The sequence below is a fragment of the Serratia sp. B501 genome, assembly GCF_051172315.1.
GTDB classification, from domain to species: Bacteria; Pseudomonadota; Gammaproteobacteria; order Enterobacterales; family Enterobacteriaceae; genus Serratia; species Serratia ureilytica.
In genome coordinates, this window is the sequence record NZ_JBPIZB010000003.1 from 386,961 (window position 1) to 413,381 (window position 26,421).

The 26,421-nt window shown below is 58.2% G+C and carries 21 protein-coding genes and 2 tRNA genes; 11 read left to right on the plus strand and 12 right to left on the minus strand.

Going from position 1 to position 26,421, the window contains the following annotated elements:
* Positions 1 to 91 precede the first annotated feature (91 nt).
* The 4 genes from ACSBQV_RS12395 to ACSBQV_RS12410 form a co-directional block, all read right to left on the minus strand.
* Positions 92 to 167 (minus strand) — tRNA-Thr (locus ACSBQV_RS12395).
* A gap of 6 nt (positions 168 to 173) precedes the next feature.
* Positions 174 to 261 (minus strand) — tRNA-Ser (locus tag ACSBQV_RS12400).
* 157 nt (positions 262 to 418) lie between these two features.
* Positions 419 to 748: an osmotically-inducible lipoprotein OsmE gene (osmE, locus tag ACSBQV_RS12405; protein ID WP_004935874.1), complete on the minus strand. Its 330-nt coding sequence runs from the start codon at positions 746 to 748 to the stop codon at positions 419 to 421.
* Between the two features lie 127 nt (positions 749 to 875).
* Positions 876 to 1,343: a DUF1348 family protein gene (locus tag ACSBQV_RS12410; RefSeq protein WP_099784622.1), complete on the minus strand. Its 468-nt coding sequence runs from the start codon at positions 1,341 to 1,343 to the stop codon at positions 876 to 878.
* Positions 1,344 to 1,451: 108 nt separating this feature from the next.
* On the opposite strand from ACSBQV_RS12410, the gene ACSBQV_RS12415 reads away from it, so the two are divergent.
* Positions 1,452 to 2,030, plus strand: coding sequence for a TetR/AcrR family transcriptional regulator (locus ACSBQV_RS12415; RefSeq protein ID WP_099784624.1), 579 nt, complete (start codon positions 1,452 to 1,454; stop codon positions 2,028 to 2,030).
* On the opposite strand, the gene ACSBQV_RS12420 is transcribed toward ACSBQV_RS12415, so the two are convergent.
* The gene (locus tag ACSBQV_RS12420; protein ID WP_099784626.1) at positions 2,024 to 2,440 is read right to left on the minus strand and encodes a VOC family protein; all 417 of its coding nucleotides are present in this window, start codon (positions 2,438 to 2,440) and stop codon (positions 2,024 to 2,026) included. The two genes, ACSBQV_RS12415 and ACSBQV_RS12420, sit on opposite strands and share 7 nt — an antisense overlap.
* A 157-nt stretch (positions 2,441 to 2,597) precedes the next feature.
* Positions 2,598 to 3,734, minus strand: a complete 1,137-nt coding sequence (gene ompC, locus ACSBQV_RS12425; protein ID WP_033651922.1) for a porin OmpC — start codon at positions 3,732 to 3,734, stop codon at positions 2,598 to 2,600.
* Positions 3,735 to 4,429: 695 nt separating this feature from the next.
* Here ompC and ACSBQV_RS12430 point away from each other — a divergent pair.
* The 4 genes from ACSBQV_RS12430 to rcsB are packed head-to-tail and all read left to right on the plus strand — an operon-like array spanning position 4,430 to position 9,415.
* Entirely contained in the window at positions 4,430 to 4,837 is a 408-nt protein-coding gene (locus ACSBQV_RS12430; RefSeq protein WP_071991658.1) for a DUF4186 domain-containing protein, read from the plus strand.
* Positions 4,838 to 4,891: 54 nt separating this feature from the next.
* The gene (locus ACSBQV_RS12435; protein ID WP_096242445.1) at positions 4,892 to 6,049 is read left to right on the plus strand and encodes an MFS transporter; all 1,158 of its coding nucleotides are present in this window, start codon (positions 4,892 to 4,894) and stop codon (positions 6,047 to 6,049) included.
* A 20-nt stretch (positions 6,050 to 6,069) separates the two neighbouring features.
* Positions 6,070 to 8,772 (plus strand): phosphotransferase RcsD, encoded by a 2,703-nt coding sequence (rcsD, locus tag ACSBQV_RS12440; protein WP_099784628.1) that lies wholly within the window; start codon positions 6,070 to 6,072, stop codon positions 8,770 to 8,772.
* Complete coding sequence (gene rcsB, locus ACSBQV_RS12445; protein ID WP_004935900.1) at positions 8,765 to 9,415, plus strand: response regulator transcription factor RcsB; 651 nt, start codon at positions 8,765 to 8,767, stop codon at positions 9,413 to 9,415. Before rcsD ends, rcsB begins: the two co-directional genes overlap by 8 nt.
* Before the next feature lie 61 nt (positions 9,416 to 9,476).
* On the opposite strand, the gene rcsC is transcribed toward rcsB, so the two are convergent.
* Positions 9,477 to 12,338 (minus strand): two-component system sensor histidine kinase RcsC, encoded by a 2,862-nt coding sequence (rcsC, locus tag ACSBQV_RS12450; RefSeq protein ID WP_099784630.1) that lies wholly within the window; start codon positions 12,336 to 12,338, stop codon positions 9,477 to 9,479.
* 166 nt (positions 12,339 to 12,504) lie between these two features.
* Positions 12,505 to 15,147 (minus strand): DNA topoisomerase (ATP-hydrolyzing) subunit A, encoded by a 2,643-nt coding sequence (gene gyrA / locus ACSBQV_RS12455; protein WP_099784632.1) that lies wholly within the window; start codon positions 15,145 to 15,147, stop codon positions 12,505 to 12,507.
* 212 nt (positions 15,148 to 15,359) lie between these two features.
* Here gyrA and ubiG point away from each other — a divergent pair, with 212 nt between their 5' ends.
* The 4 genes from ubiG (at position 15,360) to yfaE (ending at position 20,274) form a co-directional block, all read left to right on the plus strand.
* Positions 15,360 to 16,085, plus strand: a complete 726-nt coding sequence (gene ubiG / locus ACSBQV_RS12460; RefSeq protein WP_033644327.1) for a bifunctional 2-polyprenyl-6-hydroxyphenol methylase/3-demethylubiquinol 3-O-methyltransferase UbiG — start codon at positions 15,360 to 15,362, stop codon at positions 16,083 to 16,085.
* Between the two features lie 438 nt (positions 16,086 to 16,523).
* On the plus strand, positions 16,524 to 18,812 hold the full coding sequence (nrdA, locus tag ACSBQV_RS12465; protein ID WP_033632525.1) for a class 1a ribonucleoside-diphosphate reductase subunit alpha: 2,289 nt from the start codon (positions 16,524 to 16,526) through the stop codon (positions 18,810 to 18,812).
* 67 nt (positions 18,813 to 18,879) lie between these two features.
* Complete coding sequence (gene nrdB, locus ACSBQV_RS12470) at positions 18,880 to 20,010, plus strand: class Ia ribonucleoside-diphosphate reductase subunit beta (protein WP_019453694.1); 1,131 nt, start codon at positions 18,880 to 18,882, stop codon at positions 20,008 to 20,010.
* Between the two features lie 3 nt (positions 20,011 to 20,013).
* A complete protein-coding gene (yfaE, locus tag ACSBQV_RS12475; RefSeq protein WP_015378558.1) occupies positions 20,014 to 20,274 on the plus strand; it encodes a class I ribonucleotide reductase maintenance protein YfaE in 261 nt (86 codons plus the stop codon).
* A gap of 59 nt (positions 20,275 to 20,333) precedes the next feature.
* Here yfaE and ACSBQV_RS12480 read toward each other — a convergent pair whose 3' ends face one another.
* Together ACSBQV_RS12480 and ACSBQV_RS12485 are read right to left on the minus strand one after the other, a co-directional pair.
* Positions 20,334 to 20,486, minus strand: a complete 153-nt coding sequence (locus ACSBQV_RS12480) for a Hok/Gef family protein (RefSeq protein WP_004935921.1) — start codon at positions 20,484 to 20,486, stop codon at positions 20,334 to 20,336.
* Positions 20,487 to 20,717: 231 nt separating this feature from the next.
* Complete coding sequence (locus ACSBQV_RS12485; protein WP_033643841.1) at positions 20,718 to 21,539, minus strand: AraC family transcriptional regulator; 822 nt, start codon at positions 21,537 to 21,539, stop codon at positions 20,718 to 20,720.
* 116 nt (positions 21,540 to 21,655) lie between these two features.
* On the opposite strand from ACSBQV_RS12485, the gene ACSBQV_RS12490 reads away from it, so the two are divergent.
* A complete protein-coding gene (locus ACSBQV_RS12490; protein ID WP_241900217.1) occupies positions 21,656 to 22,864 on the plus strand; it encodes an FAD-dependent oxidoreductase in 1,209 nt (402 codons plus the stop codon).
* 3 nt (positions 22,865 to 22,867) lie between these two features.
* On the opposite strand, the gene ACSBQV_RS12495 is transcribed toward ACSBQV_RS12490, so the two are convergent.
* Positions 22,868 to 24,064, minus strand: coding sequence for a nicotinamide mononucleotide deamidase-related protein YfaY (locus ACSBQV_RS12495; RefSeq protein WP_434991452.1), 1,197 nt, complete (start codon positions 24,062 to 24,064; stop codon positions 22,868 to 22,870).
* 245 nt (positions 24,065 to 24,309) lie between these two features.
* Here ACSBQV_RS12495 and tyrP point away from each other — a divergent pair, with 245 nt between their 5' ends.
* Entirely contained in the window at positions 24,310 to 25,518 is a 1,209-nt protein-coding gene (tyrP, locus tag ACSBQV_RS12500) for a tyrosine transporter TyrP (protein WP_099784638.1), read from the plus strand.
* A 61-nt stretch (positions 25,519 to 25,579) separates the two neighbouring features.
* Here the strand turns inward: tyrP and ACSBQV_RS12505 are convergent, their stop codons facing one another.
* Positions 25,580 to 26,119 (minus strand): YfaZ family outer membrane protein, encoded by a 540-nt coding sequence (locus tag ACSBQV_RS12505; protein ID WP_033643844.1) that lies wholly within the window; start codon positions 26,117 to 26,119, stop codon positions 25,580 to 25,582.
* Positions 26,120 to 26,421 lie beyond the last annotated feature (302 nt).

Genomic DNA, 26,421 nt, shown 5'->3' on the forward strand with positions numbered 1-26,421 from the left:
CTACCCGTTTGAGACGACATAAAGCAAAAAACCGCCAACCTTGCGGCTGACGGTTTTTTTTGGCACTCGGGGCGCCGGTACTGCTTTATCATGGTGCCGGCTACCGGAATCGAACTGGTGACCTACTGATTACAAGTCAGTTGCTCTACCTACTGAGCTAAGCCGGCTGAATTTGGCGGAAGGACAGAGATTCGAACTCTGGGAGCTGTTACACTCGACGGTTTTCAAGACCGTTGCCTTAAACCACTCGGCCATCCTTCCAATGGGCGCTGATATTAGCGATACCGTTATGAAATGTCTATCGTTTTGATGCAAAAAAATCACATCGGCGGCGCAGTTGCCTAAACTTCAGGCCTTAAACGCTTAAAAAATGAAAAGCCCCGCAAAAGCGAGGCTTTTATGTTCGGCTGAAAGGCGATTACTTCGGCTGCGAATCGTAGTCTGAACAGGTTTGATAGCCCTTGTTCATGACATGGCCCGTGTCGTTGTAGCTGACAAAATACGTTTGCACTTTGCCATCGCGCGGCGCGACCGCATAGGTGTCGCAAGTGCCCTGCGCATGGATCAGCGTGGCGGACGTCGACGGCGGACCGGCAATCGCCCGCACCTGCTGCTTGGTCATCCCTACTTTAACATCGCTGACCACCGGCTCATTGACATAACTGGTTGCACGGTCATAGGCGGTGCAGCCGGCAAGAATGGAAAATACCGCCGCAGTGCCGACGGCCAAAACCAACTTCTTCGTCATAGCTTGTCCTCTTGGAGTACGTTTGTTGTCCCCTAAGTCTAGAAGTGGAAAGGCTTTTCTACAAACTCCCCTTTGTCGATCGGTGCGCTTTTTCTCGCGATCGGCCGGCGCGGGCGCGACATCGGATTCAAAAGCCGAAATCGCTCAGCGCCAGGACATCGTCCGGGCGCCGACCCAGCGGCCAATGAAAACGCCGATCCTGTTCGCGAATCGGCATGTCGTTGATGCAGGCATGGCGGTTGATCATCAACCCTTCCTGATTGAACTCCCAGTTTTCGTTGCCGAAGCTGCGATACCAGTTGCCGGAATCGTCGCGCCACTCATAGGCGAAACGCACCGCAATGCGCGCGCCGTCAAACGCCCACAGTTCCTTAATCAGCCGATACTCCAGCTCTTTCGCCCACTTGCGTTGCAAAAATGCGACCACCGCCGCGCGGCCGTCGACAAACTCCGCGCGATTACGCCAATGGGTATCGAGGGAATAGACCTGCGACACCCGCTCAGGATCACGGCTGTTCCAGGCATCTTCCGCCAACCGTACTTTTTCGATGGCGGATTCACGGGTAAAAGGCGGCAATGGGGGTTTAATGCTCATGATCATCTCCTGCGTATAGGCAAGTAGACAACTCTGTCTACATCGTTACGCTAGCGCATGTAGACAGAGTTGTCTACAATCACTCGAAAATAGCCTGGGAGAAAAATGATGACCGTTGATCGCAACACCTTGCCCGCCCGTCAGCGCATCCTGCTGACGGCCCACGATCTGTTCTATCAGGAAGGGATCCGCGCCACCGGCATCGATCGCATCATCAAGGAGTCAGGCGTCACTAAGGTGACGTTTTATCGCCACTTTCCCAGCAAGAACGATTTGATTACGGCGTTTTTGGCCTATCGCCACCAGCAGTGGCTAACCTGGTTCAGTACCGCGTTGGCCAGGCATGTGGCGCAGAGCGGCGGGTTACTGCCGGCGCTGGCGCCCTGCCTGGCGGAATGGTTCGACGATCCGCGTTTTCGCGGCTGCGCGTTTATCAATACGGCCGTGGAGATCGCCGATCTGCTGCCGGAAAGCCTGCACCTCGCCGGCCGGCATAAGCAACAGATGACGGATGAACTGGCGCGCCACCTGCCCGCAGACCCGCAGCGGGAACAGCACGCCGCGATATTGGCGATGCTGATCGACGGCGCCATCGTCAGGGTGCAGATTGAGCGCCAGCCGCAGCCGGCGTTGCAGGTGCTGAATGCCGCGCTGGCGTTGTTGGCGCAAGGCGGGTTCGATCAGTAATTGGCCCAGATGCCCGGCGTCACCAGTTCCAACAGGTGGGCGTCGGGATCGCGGAAATAAATGCTCTCGCCACCGTGATCCCAACGCATTCTCCCCTCAATTTCCACGCCGTTGGCCGTCAGATGGCGCTCCCAGTGCGGCAGTTGCTCTTTCGCCACCGCCAGGCCGATATGCGCCGGCCCCACCCCATCGTGCGCGGGAATAAAGCCGGTCGGATAATGCGCCCCACGCAGCGAGTCGCCCTCGACAAACAGCAACAATACGCTTCGATCGCCAACGTTATAGGCGCGGAACCGCTCATTGGCGACCATCGCCGGCAGCTTCAGCACCTCTCGATAGAAAGCGTCCGCGCGCTCAATATCGCTGACGTACAGCACCGTTTCGATCACCTTATCGATCTTGAGCTCCATATCATCCCCCCTCTTTTTCTGTACTGATAGCGTAGGCTTAGAGGAGGAGAACCACGGTGCTTCCCGTGCCGATAGCGGATCAATCCGTGCTTTTACCGGTTTACAGGCAAAAAAAACGCGGCCCGAAGGCCGCGCGATGACGTTCACACTGAGGTGCTTAGAACTGGTAAACCAGGCCCACGGCAACCACGTTGTCGGTGTTGATACCGGCAGCGTCGGTGAAGTCGTTGTTGTCCATCAGGTTGATTTTGTAATCAACATAGGTAGACATGTTTTTGTTGAAGAAGTAGGTCGCACCCAGGTCGACGAATTTGACCAGGTCTTGATCGCCGTAGTCCTTGCCGTTACCGGCGCGGCCCAGGTCTTTACCTTTGGTCTGGTTATAGCCGACGAACGGACGCAGACCGAAATCGAACTGGTAGTGCGCATAGGCTTCGAAGCTCTGCGCCTTGTTGGCGTAGCCGTAAGCACCATCATCCTTGGCAGAGCTGCCGAAACGCGCCGCGTTGTAGGACTGGGTGAACATCACCGCCAGGTAGACGTCGTTGGCGTCATATTTCAGACCGCCGGAGTAACCTTCGGCCTTGTCGCCGCGGCCCATGATGTTCTGGTGACCGTTAGCGCCGTTCTGCTCGCTGGTGCGGCGAGAGTTGAAGAAGGCGCCCGCCGCGCTGATGCCGTAGCCCATGTCATAGCTCATGGACATACCGTAGCCTTCGCCGTTCTGGCCAAGGACGTCGCGACCGTTGTTGGTCTCTTCGCCATTGCCGTTTTTACCCTGGTACTGCAGGGCGAAGTTCAGGCCGTCAACCAGACCGAAGAAGTCGTTGTTACGGTAGGTCGCCAGGCCGCTGGAACGCTGGAACATGAACTGGTCGGCGCCGTAGGTCATACCGTCGAACTCAGGCTGCAAGTCGGTATACGCCGCGACGTCGTACAGCACGCCGGTATTACGGCCGTAGTCGAAGGAACCATAGTCGCCGAATTTCAGACCGGCGAAGCCGTAACGGGTGAAGTTCTTGTTGTCCTGGTTTTCAGCGTGGTTCAGGTTAGCCTGATATTCCCATTGGCCGTAGCCGGTCAGCTGATCGCTGATTTGCGTTTCGCCGCGCAGGCCAAAACGCATATAAGACTGGTCGCCGTCCACGCCGTTGTTGCTGGAGAAATAGTGAAGACCGTCGACTTTACCGTACAAATCCAGTTTATTGCCGTCTTTGTTGTAGATTTCCGCCGCGCCTGCTGTGCCTGCAACCAGCAGTGCGGGTACCATCAGAGAGAGTACTCGAAGTTTCATCGTTATTATCCTCATTAATTATGTCGAGCTACGGCCACTGCCCTTTTCGAGCATTATTAGCACGACTGTGCATTACCATTCTGGTAACAAGGGTTATATTAATCCAGAAAGAAAATGATACCAAGTATCCGATAGTGTTTCAGTGTAATTAATAAATGTTTCAAAATGTAAATGCGCGCGAACTTTCACAAAACATTACCGACAAACAAAATAAAGCACTTAAAGACAAAGAATAGATTAATTGATAAAAAATCATGCAGTTATACAAATCTTTAAGAAAAAAAAGCCAACCATACAATTGTACTGGACAATAAGCACATTGTGCCAAAACGCCGCCTGCACGCAGCCGCTATAATCACCTCGCTATCATCATTATTTTCATTATTACCTTCATTATCCGAAGATAATTTCTGCATACCTTTAACCGGCTTCTGGCCGGTTTTTTATTTTCCTCCACACTGTCCTCACAATTTCAATCCGCACAAATAGCACGCAAATAAATAACCTCGCGATATAGTTTCGCCAATTTACATCCGCACTAATTGCTAATCTTTTCTCTTATTTTGGTCTACAAATTGAATTTGTTTTTCATTTCGTGCTTTATCTCGCCGAATATTGTGCGTCACAGGCAAAATTGGCCGCAGAGTTTCACTTCTGGTAGCCTGAAAAAAAGCTCACCCTCAGCGAGTAAAGTCATGATGCCATTTCACCCAGAGGCGCTATGGCGGCGGCTGCAAGGCTCCCCCTTCCGCGCCCGTTTCCGTTTGAATCCCAAAGACCAGAGCTATCTTGACGACAAAGGCTTGCCGCTGATCCTCAGCCATGCCCGCGACTTTATCGATCGCCGTCTGGCCGCCGCCCACCCCAAAAACGATGGCAAGCAGACGCCGATGCGCGGCCACCCGGTGTTCGTCGCCCAACACGCCACCGCCACCTGCTGCCGAAGCTGCCTGGAAAAATGGCACGGCATACCGCAGGGCGTCGCGCTGGACGAACAGCAAAAAGACTATATTGTCCAGGCGATCGCCCTGTGGCTGGTGCGCCGAGGCGGCGCCAGAGAGGAATCAGGCGCGAATCTTTTCGACCCGGATCGCGGATTGTGATAAAAACTGTCAGTAACTTTCGCCACTCTTTTGACCCAAGATCCTGACGCTTACATGACAGCCACCTTGTGCAATGAACAGCAAACGCCCGGCGTTCCTCAACAGATCGCCACCCGCCTGGCCTTTTTCGTCGCCGGCCTCGGTATGGCCGCCTGGGCGCCGCTGGTGCCCTTCGCCAAAACGCGCATCGGCCTCGATGACGGCTCACTCGGCCTGCTGTTGTTATGTATCGGCGCCGGCTCCATGCTGGCGATGCCGCTGACCGGCTTCCTGACCGGCAAACTGGGCTGCCGCGCGGTGATCCTGATGGCCGGGCTGGGGCTGTGCATCGATTTGCCGTTGCTGGCGCTGATGGACTCCCTCGGCGGCATGGCCGTGGCGCTGCTGTTGTTCGGCGCGGCGATCGGCATGATAGACGTGGCGATGAACGTGCAGGCAGTGATCGTCGAGCGCAACAGCGGCAAGGCGATGATGTCCGGCTTTCACGGCTTCTTCAGCATCGGCGGCATTGCCGGCGCAGGCGGCGTCAGCGCGCTGCTGTGGCTGGGGTTGACGCCGCTGCAATCCACCCTGATCACCGTGCTGGCGGTGATCGTGCTACTGGCGTTCGCCAGCCGCCATCTGCTGCGTGACAGCGGCGCCGACGACGACGGCGGACCGATGTTCGTCTTGCCGCGCGGTTGGGTGATGTTTATCGGCATTCTGTGCTTTATCATGTTCCTGGCGGAAGGCTCGATGCTCGACTGGAGCGCGCTGTTCCTCACCACGCTGCGCGGCGTCGAACACAGCCAGGCCGGGCTGGGCTATGCGCTGTTTTCCATCACCATGACGCTCGGCCGCCTCAATGGCGATCGGGTGGTGAACTCGCTGGGCCGCTACCGGGTGCTGCTGCTGGGCAGCCTGTGCGCCGCTGTCGGTCTCAGCCTGGCTATCGCCTTCAATCACGCCACCGTTTCGCTGGTCGGCTTTATGCTGGTTGGCCTGGGCGCTTCCAACGTCGTGCCGATTCTGTTCAGCGCCGCGGGCAACCAACGCGATATGCCGGCCAATTTGGCGATCGCATCCGTTACCACCGTCGGCTATGCCGGTATTCTGGCCGGCCCGGCGCTGATCGGCTTTGTCGCTCAGTTTTCCAGCCTGACGGTGGCCTTCGCCTGCGTAGCCGCTCTGCTGTTGGCGGTGACCGCCAGCGCCAGGGCCGTCACTCGCTGATTCAGGAATGCGCAGCCACTATGCAAAATAAACAACTGACCATTAGCTCCAGCAATATCACTCGCTGCTTCCTGCTGTTTATCGTGCTGCTGACGATCGGCATCGGCCTGTATGGCTACAACTACACCAACGCCTGGCTGGCGGAAAAGAAGTACACGCTGAACAGCATCGCCGGTTCGCTGCAAAAGCGCATCGATACCTATCGCTACATGACCTATCAGGTCTATGACAAATTCGGCAACGCGCCGGCGCAGAATGTCGATCCCGGTTTGCAGGAAACCCGCCTGCGCCCCGACGTCTACTATGTCGAGAAGCCGCACAAGAAAACCGACGCGGTGATCTTCGGCAGCCATGACGAGAACACGCTGGCGATGATCGCCAACATTTCGGACTACCTGGACAACCGTTGGGGCGCCAAGACCGAGAGCTACGCCATGTATTACCTCAATGGTCAGGACAACAGCCTCAGTCTGATCACCACTCAGCCGCTCAAAGAGCTGGCTTCGCGCTTTAGGGAAAGCTACCTGACCACTTCGGCGGACGAACGCCGCGCTGAGATGCTGCAACAGGCCAATATGCTCGACGAACGCGAGAGCTTTTCCGATCTGCGCAAACAGCGCTTCCAGAACGCCTATTCGTTCTCGATTCGCACCACCTTTAATCAGCCGGGACATCTGGCGACGGTGATCGCCTTCGACTTGCCGATCAACGACATCATTCCTGCCAATCTGGCCCGCGCCAATTTCCTGCTGCTGCCGGACGATGTCGAGCTCGACGACAGCGCCATCCCGGCGGAAACCGCCCTCGGCGCCCAGGCGGCGATGAGCGGCGGCTGGGTGGAGTTCAGCGCCGCCCTGCCCAATGCGCCGCTGAAGGTGGTGTATCGCGTTTCGGCCATTAATCTGGCCATCGATCTGCTGCGCAACAACATCTGGCTGATCGCGGTCAACCTGCTGCTGTTGGCGCTCTCGATGCTGAGCATCTACTTTATCCGCCGCCAGTACATCCGCCCGAGCGAAAACATGGCGGTTGAGCTGGAGGCCGAGCGCGCGCTGAATCAGGAAATCGTCTCCAGCCTGCCCTCCGGCCTGCTGGTTTACAGCTTCGCCAACAATGCGGTGATCGCCAGCAACAAAATCGCCGAGCACCTGCTGCCGCACCTCAGCCTGCAAAAAATCGCCCATATGGCCGAACAGCACCACGGCGTCATTCAGGCAACGGTCAACAACGAGGTGTATGAAATCCGTATTTTCCGCAGCCAACTGTCGCCGGATACCTACCTGTTCCTGATGCACGATCAGGATAAAGAGGTCATGGTGAACAAGCGGCTGCAGCAGGCACGGCGTGAATACGACAAGAACGTGCAGGCGCGCAAACTGATGTTGCACAACCTGGGCATCGAACTGAATCAGCCGGTGCGCCAGATGCACGATCTGGTCGACAGCCTGCACAACCAGCCGGATGAGGAACAACAGCAGGCGCTGCTGGGCCAACTGACGGCGGCGTCGTCGTCGGTGCTGGGATTGATCGATAACATCACTCTGCTGACGCGGCTGGAAACCCAGGACTGGCAACCGACGCGCGAGCCGTTCAACCCGGCGGCGATGATCGACGAGTTGCTGCTGGAAGCCCTGCCCACCCTCAATCAAAAGGGGCTGGCGCTGTTCAAGCATTTTCAGTTGGACGTCGAACAGAACTACATCGGCGACGCCAACGCGCTGCGCAAAGTGATCTCACTGCTGGTGCATTACGCCATTATCACCACCGCCTGCGGCAAGATTTCTCTGGTCATCGACCATGAGCCCGAACACCCGGATCGCCTGATTTTCCAAATCAACGACACCGGCTCCGGCATCTCCAACGAAGAGATCAGCAATCTCAATTACCCGTTCCTCAGCCAGACGCTGGTGGACCGCTTCAACCACGGTTCCGGCCTCACTTTCTTCCTGTGCAATCAGCTGTGCAAAAAGCTTAACGGCCAGTTGGACATTCGCAGCAAAGTGGATATCGGCACTCGCTATACCATTCGCGTCGCCATGGAGATGGAGAGAAAAGAGCCGCAGGAACAGGAAAAGCTGCTCGACGGCGTCACCGCCCTGCTGGACATCACGTCAGATGAAGTGCGCGGCATCGTGACCCGCCTGTTGCAGGCTTACGGCGCCGACTGCCTCGTCGCCGAAGATCGCGCGGTCAACCGCGATTATGACGTGCTGCTGACCGATAACCCGCAGCGAGCCGATGATTACACGCTGTTGCTGGCGACCGATGAACCGGGTTGGCAAGCGCTGGATAAACGCTACATTCGGGTGAACTATAACCTGAACGGCGCATTAATCGACGCCGTGCTGATGCTGATCGAACAGCAAATGGCCGCGCTGGAGCAGGAAGAAAGTCCGCTTTCATTGAGCTCAGAAGATATCCAACTCTATGAAAAACAATTGAAATCAAGTGATTACTATGGGCTGTTTGTCGATACAGTACCCGATGATGTCAAAAAACTGTATACTGAGGCGGGCAGCAGTGATTTCAATGCGCTGTCACAAACCGCACACCGCCTGAAAGGCGTGTTTGCCATGTTAAATCTGCTTCCCGGCAAGCAGCTGTGCGAATCGTTAGAACAGCGCATCGCAGAAGGTGATGCGCCCGAGATCGAGAATAACATCAGTCAGATTGATTTTTTCGTCAGCAGACTGCTGAAGCAAGGTAGCCAACAACATGAATAACCTGAACGTAATTATTGCTGATGACCATCCTATCGTACTGTTTGGCATCCGGAAGTCACTTGAGCAAATTGAATGGGTGAATGTCGTTGGGGAGTTCGAAGACTCAACCGCACTGATCAACAATCTGTCCAAGCTGGATGCCAACGTGCTGATCACCGATCTGTCGATGCCGGGTGACAAGTATGGCGACGGCATCACGCTGATTAAGTACATCAAGCGTCATTATCCGCAGTTGTCGATCATCGTGCTGACCATGAACAACAACCCGGCGATCCTGAGCGCGGTATTGGATCTGGATATCGAAGGCATCGTGCTGAAACAAGGCGCGCCGACCGATCTGCCGAAGGCGCTGGCCGCCCTGCAGAAAGGCAAGAAGTTCACGCCGGAAAGCGTCTCCAAACTGCTGGAGAAAATCAGCGCCAGCGGCTATGGCGACAAACGCCTGTCGCCGAAAGAGAGCGAAGTGCTGCGTCTGTTCGCCGAAGGTTTCCTGGTGACCGAAATCGCCAAGAAGCTCAACCGCAGCATCAAAACCATCAGCAGCCAGAAGAAATCGGCGATGATGAAGCTGGGCGTCGAAAACGACATCGCCCTGCTCAACTACCTCTCGTCCGTCAGCATGACGCCGTTGGACAAAGACTAAAGCCCGCCTCACGGCAGGTTAACGCCAAACAGGCACGGCATCCGCCGTGCCTGTTTGCTTTTCAGGCCTCGCTGCGGTTGTAGCGTACCTGCTGGCTGTAATAAGCCAATGTCTGCTCCAGCGTCTCCAGCGTAACCGGTTTCGACAGGCAATTATCCATGCCCGCCTCGAGACAGCGCTGCTTCTCCTCCGCCAACGCGTTCGCCGTCACGCCGATCACCGGCGCGCTGAACTGCATCTCCCGCAGCGCCTGCGTCAGGCGATAGCCGTCCATGTTCGGCATATTGACGTCGGTCAACACAATATCGACGTGGTGCTGTTTCAGTACGGCGAGCGCGTCGACGCCGTCGTTGGCGGTCACCACCTGATACCCCAGCGACCCCAGCTGATCGGAAAGCAGACGACGGTTGATCGGATGATCGTCGACCACCAGCAGATGAATATCGCCGTTGTCCGCCGCGCTGGCCTTGGCGGGCACTGGCAGCTGCACCAGCGCCTCTGCCGCGCCGTTGCCGACGCCGAACAATCGGTTGATCAAGGTCAGCGTTTCACGCGGCGTAGAGGTGCTGTGCATCCAATAGCCTGGCCGGGTTTCCAGCGACGGGCCGATATGTTCGGTCGAGAACTGGATCTGAGCCAACAGCGGCGTGTTCAGCATCAGCGGATAATCGCTGAGCATCACCTCGTCGGCGGCGGTCTCCTGCCCCTCATAGCGCTGGATATCGGCGCCGTAGCCGCCCAGAATCGCCATCAGGTAGCTTTCCAGCCGCTGATTGCGGATATCCAGCCACAGCCGCCGGCCCTGCCAGGTATCGCTGGCCTGCGGGATCGGGAACTGGGCGTTAAACAATGGAATGCGAATGCTGAACAAGCTGCCCAGCCCCGGTTCGGACTCGACGGAGACGTCGCCGTCCATCAGGTTGACCAATTTCTCGCAGATCGCCAGCCCCAAACCGGTGCCCTGGAAGTGGCGCTGCACGCCGGTGCCCACCTGGAAGAACGGATCGAATAGGCGTGAGATCTCCTTCTCCGGAATACCGACGCCGGTATCGCGCACGCTGAATTCCAGGTAGCTGCCGCGGGTGCAGACCTGCAGCACGATGCAGCCGGTATCGGTGAACTTGATGGCGTTGTTCACCAGGTTGGACAGCACCTGCTGCAGCCGCACCGGATCGCCGAAGATACGCTCCGGCACGTTTTGCTCGATAAAGCAGTACAGCCCCAGACGTTTCTTCACCACCAACGGCAAATAGTTGCCGGCGATATGGGTGATCACCTCCAGGCAGGAGAACTCACGCGGTTCAATCTTCAGCTGCTCGGACTCGATTTTGGAGAAGTCGAGAATATCGCTGATGATTTTCAGCAGCAGCCCGGAAGAGTTGTTCATCGCATTGACCAGCCGATCGACCCCTGGCGGTAACGCCTTGGTCTGCAGCAGATCGAGGTTGCCGATAATGCCGTACAGCGGCGTGCGCAGCTCATGGCTGACGGTGGCCAGGAACATCGATTTAGACTGGCTGGCCTGCTCCGCCGCCGCCGCCATCTCCTGCAGCGACTCTTCCATTTTCACGCGCGCGCTGACGTCCACCAGCACGCAGATCGCCACCTCTTCGTTGCGGTAACGCGAATGGACAAAGCTGATCTGCAGGTTATTGTTGTTGCTGGTCATCACATCGACGAAGTTCGCCTGCTGTTCGCAGATGATGCGCGTAATGCGATCGCGATCTTCGTGGGTCAACAGGTTGATGTAGTTGTGCGCCAGTTCGTTACTCAGAATATTGGTGCCATCGCTGATGCGCAGGATACAGATGCCCACCGGCGCCGAGGCGACGATCTTGCGGTTGAACTGTTCGTGTTCTTCCAGCCGGAAGGCATTGTCCTCCGCCGGCAGGAACATCTTGCGCTCAAACAGCCACGCCAGCGTGAACAGCACGATAGCCGACAACAGGTTCAGCAACAGCGCATTGAGGATCAGCATCTTGAAGCGTTCCACCACGCTTTTCACCGGCAGCGCATAAACGATGCTCAGCGATGAAGGCGGCAGCGCTTTTTTCAGGATCAGATCGCGGTAGTTATCGACATAACCGAAGTAAGCATGCTCTTCGGGGTAGCTGTTGAGGGCAGCGGCATAGCGATCGCCATCCGCCAGGCGCAGTATCGGATCGTTGTTTTCATCCAGCAGCGTGACGCCGATCGGCAGGTTGCCGGCGGTGACGAAATCTTCCAGCCGGACGGTTTGCTCGATGCCCAGCAGAGCCTCCAGCTTGTTGCCGATATAGAGAGGCGTCAGCACATACAGATAACCGATGTCAGGCCGCTGCGCGCTGGGACTAATCCAATACAGGTTGTTGTCTTTGTCCAGATTCTTGGCGTTGCGGTATTTCAGAATGCGCTCGTGCAGCAGCTTCAGCATGTTTTCCCGGTTGGCGACCGCGTTGCCGCCGCCGAATTCCGCCAGACACAGGCTGTCGCCGCCGATGAAGAACACCCGGTTGAGATCGTAGGCCGCCACGAAGTTCTCTTTCCAATACTGGATCAGGCCGCTCAGCGAATCGAGTGAACTGCGGTAAGTGGCGCTCAGGGCGCAGTTAGACTCTGGATACAGCGGATAGAATTGCGGCGGGCTGCCCTTGCCGGGGATCACGCCGCTGAACATGTCCAGGCCGCTGACCGAACCGTTGAGGCGGTTTTCCGCCATGTACTTGATGTCGCGTATGATGTCGGCGGAATGGCGAATATAGCCCTGCGCCTGATCGAAATTGAGGTTGTACTCCTGGCGGATGTCCGATTCTTTCTGATGCAGGATATTCAGAATATAAAAGGTGGTGAGCAGCGCTCCCAACGACCACAGCAAAATCGCCAGCACCCGGAACAGATAGCGGGATATCTTCAGCGTAGTTCGAAAAGAGGCTAAATATTTCAATCGGATACCATACGAAAGTCAGTGGCGGCGCGCGTTGTCGCCGGCGCAGCGGCCGGCGGCTCGGTGCGCCAATTAAACCATATAACTGAAAAAGGGCCTAGCATCGCTGCCAGGCCCTTTTGTCTCAGTGCATTACGGTGTCGGCATGCCGACGCCCTCACCTTGCTTAAACGTTGTCGTCGTCCATCGGCTCAGCCGCGTCGTCGCCATCGTCCAGCGGCGTAGTGTCTTCTTCCACCGCTTCCGCGCCCGGTTCCAGGCTGTCCAGCTCTTCGTCTTCCACCGGCTCGGCCACGCGCTGCAGACCGACGACGTTTTCGTCTTCCGCCGTACGGATCAGCGTCACGCCCTGGGTGTTACGACCGACCACGCTGACTTCCGAAACGCGGGTACGCACCAGCGTGCCGGCATCGGTGATCATCATGATCTGGTCGCTGGTTTCCACCTGCACGGCGCCAACCACCTGGCCGTTACGCTCGCTCACCTTGATGGAGATAACCCCCTGGGTGGCGCGTGACTTGGTCGGGTACTCGGTGACTGCAGTACGTTTACCGAAGCCGTTTTGCGTGACGGTCAGAATGTCGCCCTCGCCGCGCGGCACGATCAGCGAAATCACGCTGTCGCCTTCGCCGAGGTTGATGCCGCGCACGCCGGTCGCGGTACGGCCCATCGAACGCACCTGCGTTTCCGGGAAGCGCACCACTTTACCGTTGGCGGAGAACAGCATCACTTCATTGCTGCCATCGGTCAGATCGACGCCGATCAGCTCGTCGCCCTCGTTGAGGTTGACGGCGATAATGCCGGCGCTGCGCGGACGGCTGAACTCGGTCAGCGCGGTTTTCTTCACGGTACCGCTGGCGGTGGCCATGAACACGTGACGCCCTTCTTCATACTCGCGCACCGGCAGAATGGCGGTGATACGCTCATCGGCTTCCAGCGGCAACAGGTTGACGATTGGGCGGCCGCGCGCGCCACGGCTGGCTTCAGGCAGTTGATACACCTTCATCCAGTACAGGCGGCCACGGCTGGAGAAGCACAGGATCGTATCGTGGGTGTTGGCCACCAGCAGGCGATCGATAAAGTCTTCTTCTTTAATGCGCGCGGCGGACTTGCCTTTGCCGCCGCGGCGCTGAGCTTCATAGTCGGACAGCGGCTGATACTTCACGTAGCCCTGGTGAGACAGGGTCACCACAACGTCTTCCTGGTTGATCAGGTCTTCGATGTTGATGTCGGAAGTATTGGCGGTGATCTCGGTGCGACGGCCGTCGTTGTACAGCTCTTTGACCGCCACCAGCTCTTCGCGGATCACTTCCATCAGGCGCTCTGGGCTTTCCAGAATAAAGATCAGCTCGGCGATGAAGTTGAGCAGCTCTTTATATTCGTCCAGCAGCTTTTCATGCTCCAGGCCGGTCAGTTTCTGCAGACGCAGATCCAGAATCGCCTGAGCCTGCTGCTCGGTCAGATGGTACTTGCCGTCGCGGATGCCGAATTCCGGCTCCAGCCACTCAGGACGGGCGGCGTCGTCACCGGCGCGTTCCAGCATGGCGCTGACGTTGCCCAGATCCCACGGCTGAGCCACCAGCGCGACTTTCGCTTCCGCCGGCGTCGGCGCACGGCGAATCAGCTCGATGATCGGGTCGATGTTGGCCAACGCGATAGCCAGCGCTTCCAGGATATGGGCGCGGTCACGGGCCTTGCGCAGTTCGAAGATGGTGCGGCGGGTGACCACTTCGCGGCGGTGGCGCACGAAGGCTTCGAGGATATCTTTCAGGTTCAGCAGCTTAGGCTGGCCCTGGTGCAGCGCGACCATGTTGATGCCGAAGGTGACCTGCAGCTGCGTCAGCGCATACAGGTTGTTCAGCACCACTTCGCCGACCGCGTCGCGTTTGACTTCGATCACGATGCGCATGCCGTCTTTATCGGACTCGTCACGCAGCGCGCTGATGCCTTCTACGCGTTTTTCTTTCACCAGCTCGGCGATCTTTTCGATCAGACGCGCCTTGTTCACCTGATACGGGATCTCGTGAACGATGATGGTTTCGCGGCCGGTTTTGGCGTCGGCTTCCACTTCCGCGCGCGCGCGCAGGTAGACTTTGCCGCGCCCGGTGCGGTAGGCCTCTTCAATGCCGCGACGGCCGTTGATGATCGCCGCCGTCGGGAAGTCCGGCCCCGGGATGTGTTCCATCAGCCCTTCGATGCTGATGTTTTCATCATCGATATAGGCCAGGCAGCCGTTGACGACTTCAGCCAGGTTGTGCGGCGGAATATTGGTGGCCATGCCCACGGCGATGCCCGACGAGCCGTTTACCAGCAGGTTCGGGATCTTGGTCGGCATAACGGCCGGGATCTGCTCGGTGCCATCATAGTTAGGCACGAAGTCGACGGTTTCTTTTTCCAGATCCGCCAACAGTTCGTGAGCAATCTTGGACATGCGCACTTCGGTATAACGCATCGCCGCGGCGGAGTCGCCGTCGACGGAACCGAAGTTACCCTGACCGTCCACCAGCATGTAGCGCAGTGAAAACGGCTGAGCCATACGCACGATAGTGTCGTAAACCGCGCTGTCACCGTGCGGGTGATATTTACCGATCACGTCCCCGACGACACGGGCCGATTTCTTGTATGGTTTATTCCAGTCGTTACCCAATACACTCATCGCGTAAAGAACGCGGCGGTGAACCGGCTTCAGTCCATCACGAACATCTGGCAGCGCACGTCCGACAATAACGGACATCGCGTAGTCCAGATACGAGTTTTTCAACTCGTCTTCGATGTTTACCGGTGTGATTTCTCTGGCAAGGTCGCTCATGGAGCTGCTATCCCTCTACTAATGATTCATCTGCCCGCTGCCATAGTGGCAAAGGTGTAAAACTATATCACAAAGCACGCTTTACGGGAAAATAACCGCCGCTGTTTCACGGAAATTGTACAGATTAGTGCGCTAAAAACGCATCGACGCAGACGATGCCGCGCCGGAACATGTATAATCCGCGCAACGAGAACAAGGAGCCAGACAAGCCCATGAACGCAGAATCATCCAGCCGAGTGCAAAACGTTGACCACCAGGAAATCGCCAAGTTCGAGGCCGTCGCCTCCCGCTGGTGGGATCTGGAAGGCGAGTTCAAACCGCTGCACCGTATCAACCCGCTGCGCCTGAACTACATCATGCAGCGCGCCGGCGGCATTTTTGACAAGCAGGTGCTCGACGTGGGCTGCGGCGGCGGCATTCTGGCGGAAAGCATGGCGCGCGAAGGCGCCGAAGTGACCGGCCTGGACATGGGCGGGGAGCCGCTGCAGGTCGCCCGGCTGCACGCGCTGGAAAGCGGCGTGAACGTGACTTACGTGCAGGAGACGGTGGAAAGCCACGCTCAGGCCAACCCCCAGCGCTACGACGTGGTCACCTGCATGGAAATGCTGGAGCACGTGCCCGATCCGGCCTCGGTGGTGCGCGCCTGCGCCCAACTGGTGAAACCGGGCGGCCACGTGTTCTTTTCCACCATCAACCGCAACACCAAAGCCTGGCTGATGGCGGTGATCGGCGCGGAGTACGTGCTGAAGATGGTGCCGCAGGGCACCCACGATCATAAGAAGTTTATTCGCCCTTCCGAACTGATCGGCTGGGTCGACGGCACGCCGCTGCGCGAAAAGCACATGATCGGCCTGCATTACAACCCGATCACCGATCATTTCAAGCTTGGGCGCAACGTTGACGTGAACTACATGGTGCACACCCAGCACGAAGGCTGAGCGCTGTAAACCGCGCCGGCCCTGCGTTATCGAGGTTCGGCGCCAACGCGCTGTTAGGAAAAATACCTAATTTCCGCGACTTCGATCAAAATCGTGGTTGTAGACAGTTTTTTAGAATATTAAATCAGATCAATATGCCGTTTTTTTCTAACGTTTAATAAAGCGCCAAACGATCGGTTTTTTCAGTTTTTCAGTAAAATCTGATCTCGCTTATTGACAAGCTTGTCGCGCCAGTCACGGCGCGCACTGCGAACGGCAAGTTACATTTCACCCCCAAGTTATCCACAAATTAGGCCGGTTTTGTTCACTTGCAAACGCCGTTTTTTCTCACTATCTTGTTACCTCACCGACATACAACCCCTATATATAGTGTTTACATACTGAGCAGAGCGACTACACTTCTGCTTAGGGGCACCATACGGACAGGTAAAACACCACATGAACCAAAGTCTGCTTGTAACTAAACGCGATGGCCGTAAAGAGCGCATCAACCTCGACAAAATCCACCGGGTCATCGATTGGGCCGCAGAAGGATTGCACAACGTCTCGGTTTCTCAAGTAGAGTTGCGTTCCCACATTCAGTTTTATGACGGCATCAAAACCGCCGACATTCACGAAACCATCATCAAAGCCGCTGCCGATCTGATCTCCCGCGATGCGCCGGACTATCAGTACCTGGCCGCTCGCTTGGCGATCTTCCACCTGCGTAAAAAGGCTTACGGCCAGTTCGAACCGCCGAAGCTGCACGCTCACGTGACCCGCATGGTCGAGATGGGCAAATACGATAAACATCTGCTGGAAGACTACAGCGCTGAAGAGTTCGAGCAGATGGACTCCTTTATCGATCACTGGCGCGACATGAACTTCTCTTATGCCGCCGTCAAGCAGCTGGAAGGCAAGTATCTGGTGCAGAACCGCGTCAGCGGCGAGATCTACGAAAGCGCCCAGTTCCTGTACATGCTGGTGTCCGCTTGCCTGTTCTCCAACTACCCGCGTGAAACTCGTCTGGATTACGTCAAACGTTTCTACGACGCGATTTCCACCTTCAAGATTTCGCTGCCTACGCCGATCATGTCCGGCGTGCGCACCCCAACCCGCCAGTTCAGCTCCTGCGTGCTGATCGAGTGCGGCGACAGTCTGGACTCCATCAACGCTACCTCCAGCGCCATTGTGAAATACGTTTCGCAACGCGCCGGCATCGGCATCAACGCCGGCCGCATCCGCGCGCTGGGCAGCCCGATCCGTGGCGGTGAAGCCTTCCATACCGGCTGCATCCCGTTCTACAAACACTTCCAGACCGCCGTCAAATCCTGCTCGCAGGGCGGCGTGCGCGGTGGCGCGGCAACGCTGTTCTACCCGATGTGGCACCTGGAAGTGGAAAGCCTGCTGGTGCTGAAAAACAACCGCGGCGTTGAAGGCAACCGCGTGCGCCACATGGACTACGGCGTGCAGTTGAACCGTCTGATGTACCAGCGCCTGATCAAAGGCGAAGACATCACCCTGTTCAGCCCGTCCGACGTGCCGGGGCTGTATGATGCGTTCTTCGCCGATCAGGACGAATTCGAGCGCCTGTACACCCAGTACGAGAAAGACGACAGCATTCGCCAGAAGCGCGTGAAAGCGGTTGAGCTGTTCTCGCTGATGATGCAAGAACGCGCCTCTACCGGCCGTATCTACATCCAGAACGTCGACCACTGCAACACCCACAGCCCGTTCGATCCGCAGATCGCGCCGGTGCGCCAGTCCAACCTGTGTCTGGAAATCGCCCTGCCGACCAAGCCGCTGGAAGACGTCAACGACGAAAACGGCGAGATCGCGCTGTGCACCCTGTCCGCCTTCAACCTGGGCGCGATCGACAGCCTGGACGATCTGGAAGAGCTGGCGACCCTGGCGGTACGTTCGCTGGACGCCCTGCTGGATTATCAGGATTATCCGATCAAGGCCGCGCACCGTGGCGCGATGGGTCGCCGCACCCTGGGCATCGGCGTCATCAACTTCGCCTATTATCTGGCGAAGAACGGCGTGCGCTACTCCGACGGCAGCGCCAACAACCTGACCCACAAAACGTTCGAAGCCATTCAGTACTACCTGCTGAAAGCCTCCAACCGTCTGGCGCAGGAACAAGGCGCTTGCCCGTGGTTCAACGAAACCACTTATTCGCAGGGCATCCTGCCGATCGACACCTACAAGAAAGACCTGGATGCGATCTGCAGCGAGCCGCTGCACTACGACTGGGAAACCCTGCGTAAAGAGATCCAGGAAACCGGCCTGCGCAACTCGACGCTGTCCGCCCTGATGCCGTCGGAAACCTCTTCGCAGATTTCCAACGCCACCAACGGCATCGAGCCGCCGCGCGGTCACATCAGCATCAAGGCGTCGAAAGACGGCATCCTGCGCCAGGTGGTGCCGGAGTATGAGCGTCTGAAAGACAACTACGAGCTGCTGTGGGAAATGCCGAGCAACGACGGCTATCTGCAGCTGGTGGGGCTGATGCAGAAATTCATCGACCAGTCGATTTCGGCCAACACCAACTACGATCCGACCCGCTTCCCGGGCGGCAAGGTGCCGATGAAGCAGCTGTTGAAAGACCTGCTCACCACCTACAAGTTCGGCGTGAAAACGCTGTACTACCAAAACACCCGCGACGGTGCGGAAGACGCCCAGGAAGATTTGCAGCCTGCCAAGGCCGGCGATGACGACTGCGAAAGCGGCGCCTGCAAGATCTAAAGTTTGACCTAGCGGGCCGGAATTTTCCGGCCCCTTCATTTAGCCACGTTACGATGGATTCAGGCTTATGGCTTACACCACTTTTTCTCAGACCAAAAACGACCAGCTGCAAGAGCCGATGTTCTTCGGCCAGTCGGTAAACGTTGCGCGTTTCGACCAGCAAAAGCATGAAATCTTCGAAAAACTGATCGAAAAACAGCTCTCCTTCTTCTGGCGCCCGGAAGAGGTTGACGTTTCCCGCGATCGCATCGATTACCAGGCGCTGCCGGAGCATGAGAAGCACATCTTCATCAGCAACCTGAAGTATCAGACCCTGCTGGACTCCATCCAGGGCCGCAGCCCGAACGTCGCCCTGCTGCCGCTGATCTCGATCCCTGAGCTGGAAACCTGGGTGGAAACCTGGTCGTTCTCCGAGACTATCCACTCCCGTTCCTACACCCACATCATCCGCAACATCGTCAACGATCCGGCGCTGGTGTTCGACGACATCGTCACCAACGAAGAGATCAAGAAGCGCGCGAAAGACATTTCCGGCTACTACGACGATCTGATCGAGATGACCAGCTACTATCACCTGCTGGGTGAAGGCACCCACCAGGTGAACGGTAAAACCGTCACCGTCAATCTGCGTGCGCTGAAGAAGCAGCTGTACCTGTGCCTGATGAGCGTGAACGCGCTGGAAGCGATCCGCTTCTACGTCAGCTTTGCCTGCTCCTTCGCTTTCGCCGAGCGCGAATTGATGGAAGGCAACGCCAAAATCATCAAACTGATCGCCCGCGACGAAGCGCTGCACCTGACTGGCACCCAGCACATGCTGAACCTGATGCGTTCCGGCGCCGACGATCCTGAAATGGCGGAGATCGCCGAGGAATGTCAGCAGCAGTGCTACGATCTGTTCGTGCTGGCCGCCCAGCAGGAGAAAGAGTGGGCGGAATACCTGTTCCGCGACGGCTCGATGATTGGCCTGAACAAAGACATCCTGTGCCAGTATGTGGAGTACATCACCAATATCCGCATGCAGGCGGTCGGCCTCGGTCTGCCGTTCGAAACCCGCTCCAACCCGATCCCGTGGATCAATGCCTGGTTGGTGTCCGACAACGTGCAGGTAGCGCCGCAGGAAGTGGAAGTGAGCTCTTACCTGGTTGGCCAGATCGACTCGGAGATCAACGCCGACGACCTGAGCGACTTCGAACTGTAAGCGATGGCGACGCCTACCGTAACGCTGCGCGCCGCCGGCACGCAGCTCTCTTGCCCTAACAGTGAAAACTGCCTGCTCGACGTGCTGGAACTGCACGACGTGCAGGTGGAGTACCAATGCCGCTCCGGCTATTGCGGCGCCTGCCGCCTGAAGCTGGTGAAAGGCGAAGTGGCCTACCGCCAACAGCCGCTGGCGTTTATCAACGCCGGTGAAATCCTGCCCTGCTGCTGCATGCCGCTGACGGATATCGAGCTGGAAATGTAAAGTCGGGTGCCGGAAACCGCGCCTGGAGACCAGAAGGCGGGGTTGCCCCCGCCCTAGGATCACCGCTTCACCTCACACGCCAACCTGATCAGGATAGTGATATTTTCCTGGTAGATTTTCAGCTCGCACAGCGAGTCTCTTATCATCCAGATAAATAACAAAACCGTAATACATACAACGGTTAGCGAGTGAAACACATGCCTTAAGCGCATGCTTGCCTCCTTGCTGTGAAGGGGCTACCATACCGGTGTCTAGGCGGTATGTGCAGCCCCATTCTGATTGAGAGTCAGTCTGGGGCTTTCATCTATCCGCCTTGTCACACAATGCCCAAGACGAACAGTCTCAAGCACCCGTCAAGAGAGTAACAGCATTCCCTCACCGCGAATATCCCCTATAAGATTATGATTAATCAGGGATATATAACTATCCTCAAAGTATTTCGCTTAGCGCCCCTTTCCCGCCGATGTGGAAAAATAACGCGCCGGGGAATCGCCGAAGGCTTTACGAAACATGGCGATAAAATTGCTCGGCGAGGCATACCCCAGCGCCTCCGCAATCTGCAGCACCGTTTCGCCTTCGGCCAGCTTCGCCAACGCATATGACAACCGAGCCTGCTGACGCCACTGGGCAAAACTCAACCCCGTCTCGCCGATCATCAGCCGCCGCAGGGTACGCGGCGACATCGCCCCCCATTCAGCCCACGCCTCCAGTGAACGTTCGCTCCCCGGTTGCGCCAGCAAGGCCTGCAGAACGCCGGCCAGGCGCGGATGGGACGACATCGGTAAATACAGCGGCTCCGTCGGCGCCAGCCGTATCTCGTCACGCATCACCTGCGCCATACGCTCCTGCTCCAGGGTAAGCGCGCTGCGTTTGTCCCAACCTTCCGCACGCTGAGCCAGCGCCTGTAGCACTGCGCTGATGCCGATAACGCAAGGTGTATTCGACAGATCGTGGCAGGCCTCCGGCGCCAGCAGTAAACTCCAGCCGCTCAGCGCGCCGCAAACCTGCACCCGGTGCTCCGTCGCCGGCGGGATCCAACCCGCCCGCTGAGGCGGCAGCACCCAATCGCCCTGCGCCGTGCTTACATGCAGCAAACCGCTTTCAACGCACAGCAACTGCCCGCGCACATGCTGATGCCAGTCGTATTCGCGCGTGCCCAACCGATACTCCCGGCCTGCCGCGTCACGGCCGCCAAGGGCGATCAACCAGGGGCCCGCCGACCATTCGCTGCAGTCAGCATCGAGGGCGTGAAGGTTCGCATTCATATTGGCCACTAATCACTATTTTTAGTCCAGATACCGTTATACCAACCTTTTCCAGCACCGACATAATGAAATGCTTCCGGCCGCGACCGTCTGCGGCCACTGACTCACGAGGGAACATGATGACAACACTCAGCATTGGCATTATCGGCGCCGGGCCCGGCGGCCTGTGTCTGGCTCAGGGACTGCGCCGCTTTGGCATCCATGCCACGGTGTTTGAACGCGACACCACACCGCAAGCACGCGATCAGGGCTACCGGCTGCGCATCGATCCGTCGGGCCAGCAGGCGCTGGCCGCCTGCCTGCCGCCGGCGCACTACCGCTTGCTCTGCGCCGGCAGCGCGCAAAACAGCGGCGAGAGCAATCTATGGGATCCGCAGCTTGCCCCGCTCACCGGCCGTCGCCCCGAGCACTGGTTGCCCTCCAGCCAGCACCAAACGCAAGAACCGGGCGGCGATCTCGGCATCCATCGCCAAACGCTGCGCGAGATCCTGCTTGCCGGCCTGCAAGACCGGGTGCGTTTCGGCCATACCTTGCGTGAATTTGCACAAACGCCGCAGGGTGTGGAGCTTCAGTTCGCCAACGGCGAACACGTGCGGGTCGATGTGCTGATCGCCGCCGACGGCGTCAACTCGCTGGTGCGGCGGCGCTGCCTGCCCGAGGCTGGGCCAGAAGACAGCGGTGCGGTCACCCTCTACGGCAAAACGCCGCTCGATGCGGCGACCCGGGCCCAATTGGCCCCTGAACTGCTGAACGGCGTATCAGTGATCTTCGCCGACGGCGTGTCGCTGGTGGTTGAACCGATGCGCTTTCAGGCCCCCATGGCGCAACTGGCGGCCGACTACGCGCCCGATTGCCGCCTCTCGCCGGTCGACGACTATCTCTATTGGGCCTGTATCGGATCGGCTGAACGTCTCGGCGGAGCCCCGGGACTGGAGGAGAACACCGCGTTGCAGGCGCGCGTACGGCATATCTCGCAAGGATGGGCGCCCGCCTTGCAAACGGCGTTAGCGCTGGCGGATCCCCTGTCGCTCAGCGTGCGGACGGTGCAGGTTACGGCGGCGATGCCGGAATGGCACAGCGAACGCATCGCCTTTCTCGGCGACGCCGTGCACGCCATGAGCCCGGCAGGTGGGCTCGGCGCCAACACCGCGCTGGTAGACGCCGCCAGCCTGGCGGCGCATCTGGCGCACTCAGACAGCGCCGCGCAGGCGCTCAGGAACTACGGTACAGAGCTGCAAACGCGAGGCGCGGCGGCAATACATCTTTCACGCCTGGCGTCCGAACGGCTACAACAAAACAGTGAGGCAGACAACTCAGCGCCATGAGCGTCACTCGATAATTTCCACCACCTCCAGCCAGGCGTTTTTACCGCACGCCTGGCCCCCATTCAGCCAACGGCGCAGCATATCCAGCGCCAGCATCGCCACCGACTCCTGCCGCAGCCGCAGCCCGTGGCGCGACGCGCGATAACGCACGGTCTGGCCAATCCCGCCGCGCGGCGTGTGCAGCGCAATGCTCACCTGCTCATCGCGCATGGCGCTGACCGCCAACGCCAACGGCGCGCCGGTCAATTCCGCCAGCGAGCGGGCGCGCGCCAGCGTCGTTTCCAGCGTTTCGATGCAGTGGGCCGGCAGCAGCTCTCCCCCCGCCAGCGGCGCGCCTTCGCTCTGCAGCTGCAGGTTGATCAAGCCGCCGCTGAATTGCTCGCTCAACGCCAGCTTCAGCCCTTGCTGATTCAGGCGCTGCGTCAACATCGCCGGCAACCCGACGGTGCCTTCGAAGATGCAGTTGTCCCCCGCTACCTCGCGCACGCGTCGCCAGACCAGCTCCATCTCCGCGCGCCGGCTTTCCGGCCCGGTCAGCTTCAGCTCAATGATCGGGCTGGACGAGCGGTAACCCAGCACCACGTCCGGCGGCAGCGGCAGGCTGTCCAGTTCGGCGGCCAGATCGCTCTCGGAGGTGCCGAACGTCGTCAGGCGCAGGCACAGCGGCGGCGCCGGCAAAGTGAAACGCTGGCGCAGATGCGGCACGATCTGCTGTTCGACCATCACTTTGAATTCCGAAGGCACGCCGGGGGTGAAGAACATCAGGCATTGGTTCAGCTGCAACGCGAAACCGCAGGCGGTGCCCACCGGGTTATCCAGCATTTCCGCATTGGCCGGGATCTGCGCCTGCTTGCGGTTGGAAGGGGCCATCGGCCGCCCGCGCTCGGCGAAATAGGCTTCCATGCGCGCCAGCCAGTCAGCCCGTTCAATCAGCTCTACGCCGCAGGCTTTCGCGGCGGCCAGCGCGCTCAAATCGTCACTGGTCGGCCCCAGGCCGCCGTTGACGATCAGCACATCGGCGATATGGCTGCGTTCCTGCAGGATCTCGATCAAAGCAGAGAGGCTGTCCCCTACCGTTTCCCGCCCGCTCATCGGCACGCCCTGCTGGAACAGGTAGTCCGCCAGCCAGGCGGCGTTGGTATCAATAATTTGCCCGTGCAGCACCTCATCGCCGGTGCTGAGCATCTCCACCCTTAACATTGATCTCTCCCACATTTTTTGGTCATTCCACTATAGAAGCCCGTAAATAACTTTTCACTAGCCGCCGTCGGATTATTTCCGCCATCGCGTCGTTCATCATGCGCCATGCCGCCCGCAAGGTTGTAAACTTTAATTTACAATTCGCGTAACGCCGGTTTGACACAAATTAGGGCTTCCACTATCCTGCCATCCTCATAAATCGTTACCTATAATTTTCAAAATCTTTCGGCTGGTAGAGAAAAAACGTGAAGAATCGCACTCTTGGCAGTGTTTTTATCGTGGCGGGCACCACCATTGGCGCCGGGATGCTGGCGATGCCGCTGGCGGCGGCCGGCGTCGGTTTCGGCGTCACGCTGGCCTTACTGGTCGGGCTGTGGCTGTTGATGTGTTACACCGCGCTGTTACTGGTGGAGGTTTACCAGCATGAGCAGGCGGATACCGGTCTGGGCACGCTCGCCAAACGTTATCTCGGCGGCGGCGGCCAGTGGCTGACCAGCTTTAGCATGATGTTCCTGATGTACGCCCTCACCGCTGCCTACATTAGCGGCGCCGGCGAACTGCTCGCCACCAGCATAAGCCAATGGACATCGCAGGACTTCCCGGTATCGCTCGGCGTCCTGCTGTTCACCCTGGTGGCCGGCGGCGTGGTGTGCATCGGCACCCACTCGGTCGACTTGTTCAACCGCATCCTGTTCAGCGCGAAAGTGGTGTTTCTGGTGGTGATGCTCGGCCTGATGTTGCCGAATATCCACCAGACCAATCTGATGACGTTGCCGCTGGAGCAAGGCCTGGCGTTATCGGCCATTCCGGTGATCTTCACCTCATTTGGCTTCCACGGCAGCGTGCCGAGCATCGTCAACTACATGGGCGGCAACATTCGCAAACTGCGTTGGGTGTTCATCATCGGCAGCGCCATCCCGCTGATCGCCTATATCTTCTGGCAACTGGCAACGCTGGGCAGCATCAGCTCCGACACCTTCGTCGGCATTCTGGCGCAGCAGGCCGGGCTGAATGGCCTGTTGCAGGCGGTGCGTGATGCAGTAGCTTCGCCGCACGTTGAACTGGCGGTGCACCTGTTCGCCGATCTGGCGCTGGCGACCTCGTTCCTCGGCGTTGCGCTTGGGCTGTTCGATTTCCTGGCTGACCTGTTCAAGCGGCAAGATAACGTGCGTGGCCGCCTGCAAACCGGCGCCATCACCTTCCTGCCGCCGCTGGCCTTCGCGCTGTTCTATCCGCGCGGTTTCGTGCTGGCGTTGGGTTTCGCCGCCATCGCCCTGTCGGTGCTGGCGCTGCTGCTGCCTTCGCTGCTGGTGTGGAAAACCCGCCAAGAGCATCAGGCGCAGTACCGCGTCTGGGGCGGCACCCCTGCGCTGGCGCTGGTGTTTGTCTGTGGGGTAACGGTGATCGCCATCCAACTGGGCATCGCCAGCGGCATGCTGCCGGCGGTCGGGTAAGCGACGAAAGACAAGCAATGATAAAGAGAAAGGGGCCGCAATGGCCCCTTTTTGCTGAGCGTCAGAAGCTCAGACCGACACCGACATAAGGGCCATCGGCCAGGGTGTTATCGCGACGCCCGTCTTTGCCTTCCATCTGCATGTAACGGTAGCCCACGTCCACGCTCAGCGGACGGAACTTCCAGCGCAGGCCGCCGCTGGCTTCGTTATAGGCCTTCACGCCGCTGGTGAAAGACTCAGGGGCAAAGTAACCTTCGCCGTGCAGGCTGAAGTAACGGTTAATTTCCCACTCCAGGCCGCCGCCCAGCGCCACCGCCCCGCCGCTTTTCCCGTCTTTCGGGCTGAGGTACAGCGCTTTGGCGCCCACGGTCGCCGTCAACGGCCCCAGCGGCACGCCGAAGTTCAGGCCCACGCTGCCGACGTTGCCGTCGTGGTCGCTGCGCGCCCAGTTGCCGGTCAGGCCCAGACCTGAAGAGCCGGTGCTCATACCAACGCCCAGGTTGGTGTAGTGTTGCCCGGCTTCGCCCGACACGCTGATGGCATTCGCCGCGCCGGTCACAAACAGCAATCCTGCCGCGCACGCGACCCAAGTCTTTTTCATCATCTTTCCCTCTGGTTTGTCATCCGTACCGAATGATCGAATCAACGCAAAATAATAACGTCATGAGTCTATACCAAAGCGCAATGAGTATTTAAGGGATAAAAGCGAAAAAATTCTTCAATAATCAAATAAATGTAAAAATTTGCAAACAAAAATCCATATTCGTCAAGGCGATGCCAACGATAACCGAGACCTATTTGCCGTCGCTCGGCAATAGGGCTACAACTAGTAGTGGCTTTGACCAAGGTCAGGGGAAGAAGCCCCGCCAAAGGACTATGCTGATGAACGCTTAAACCGCCCGA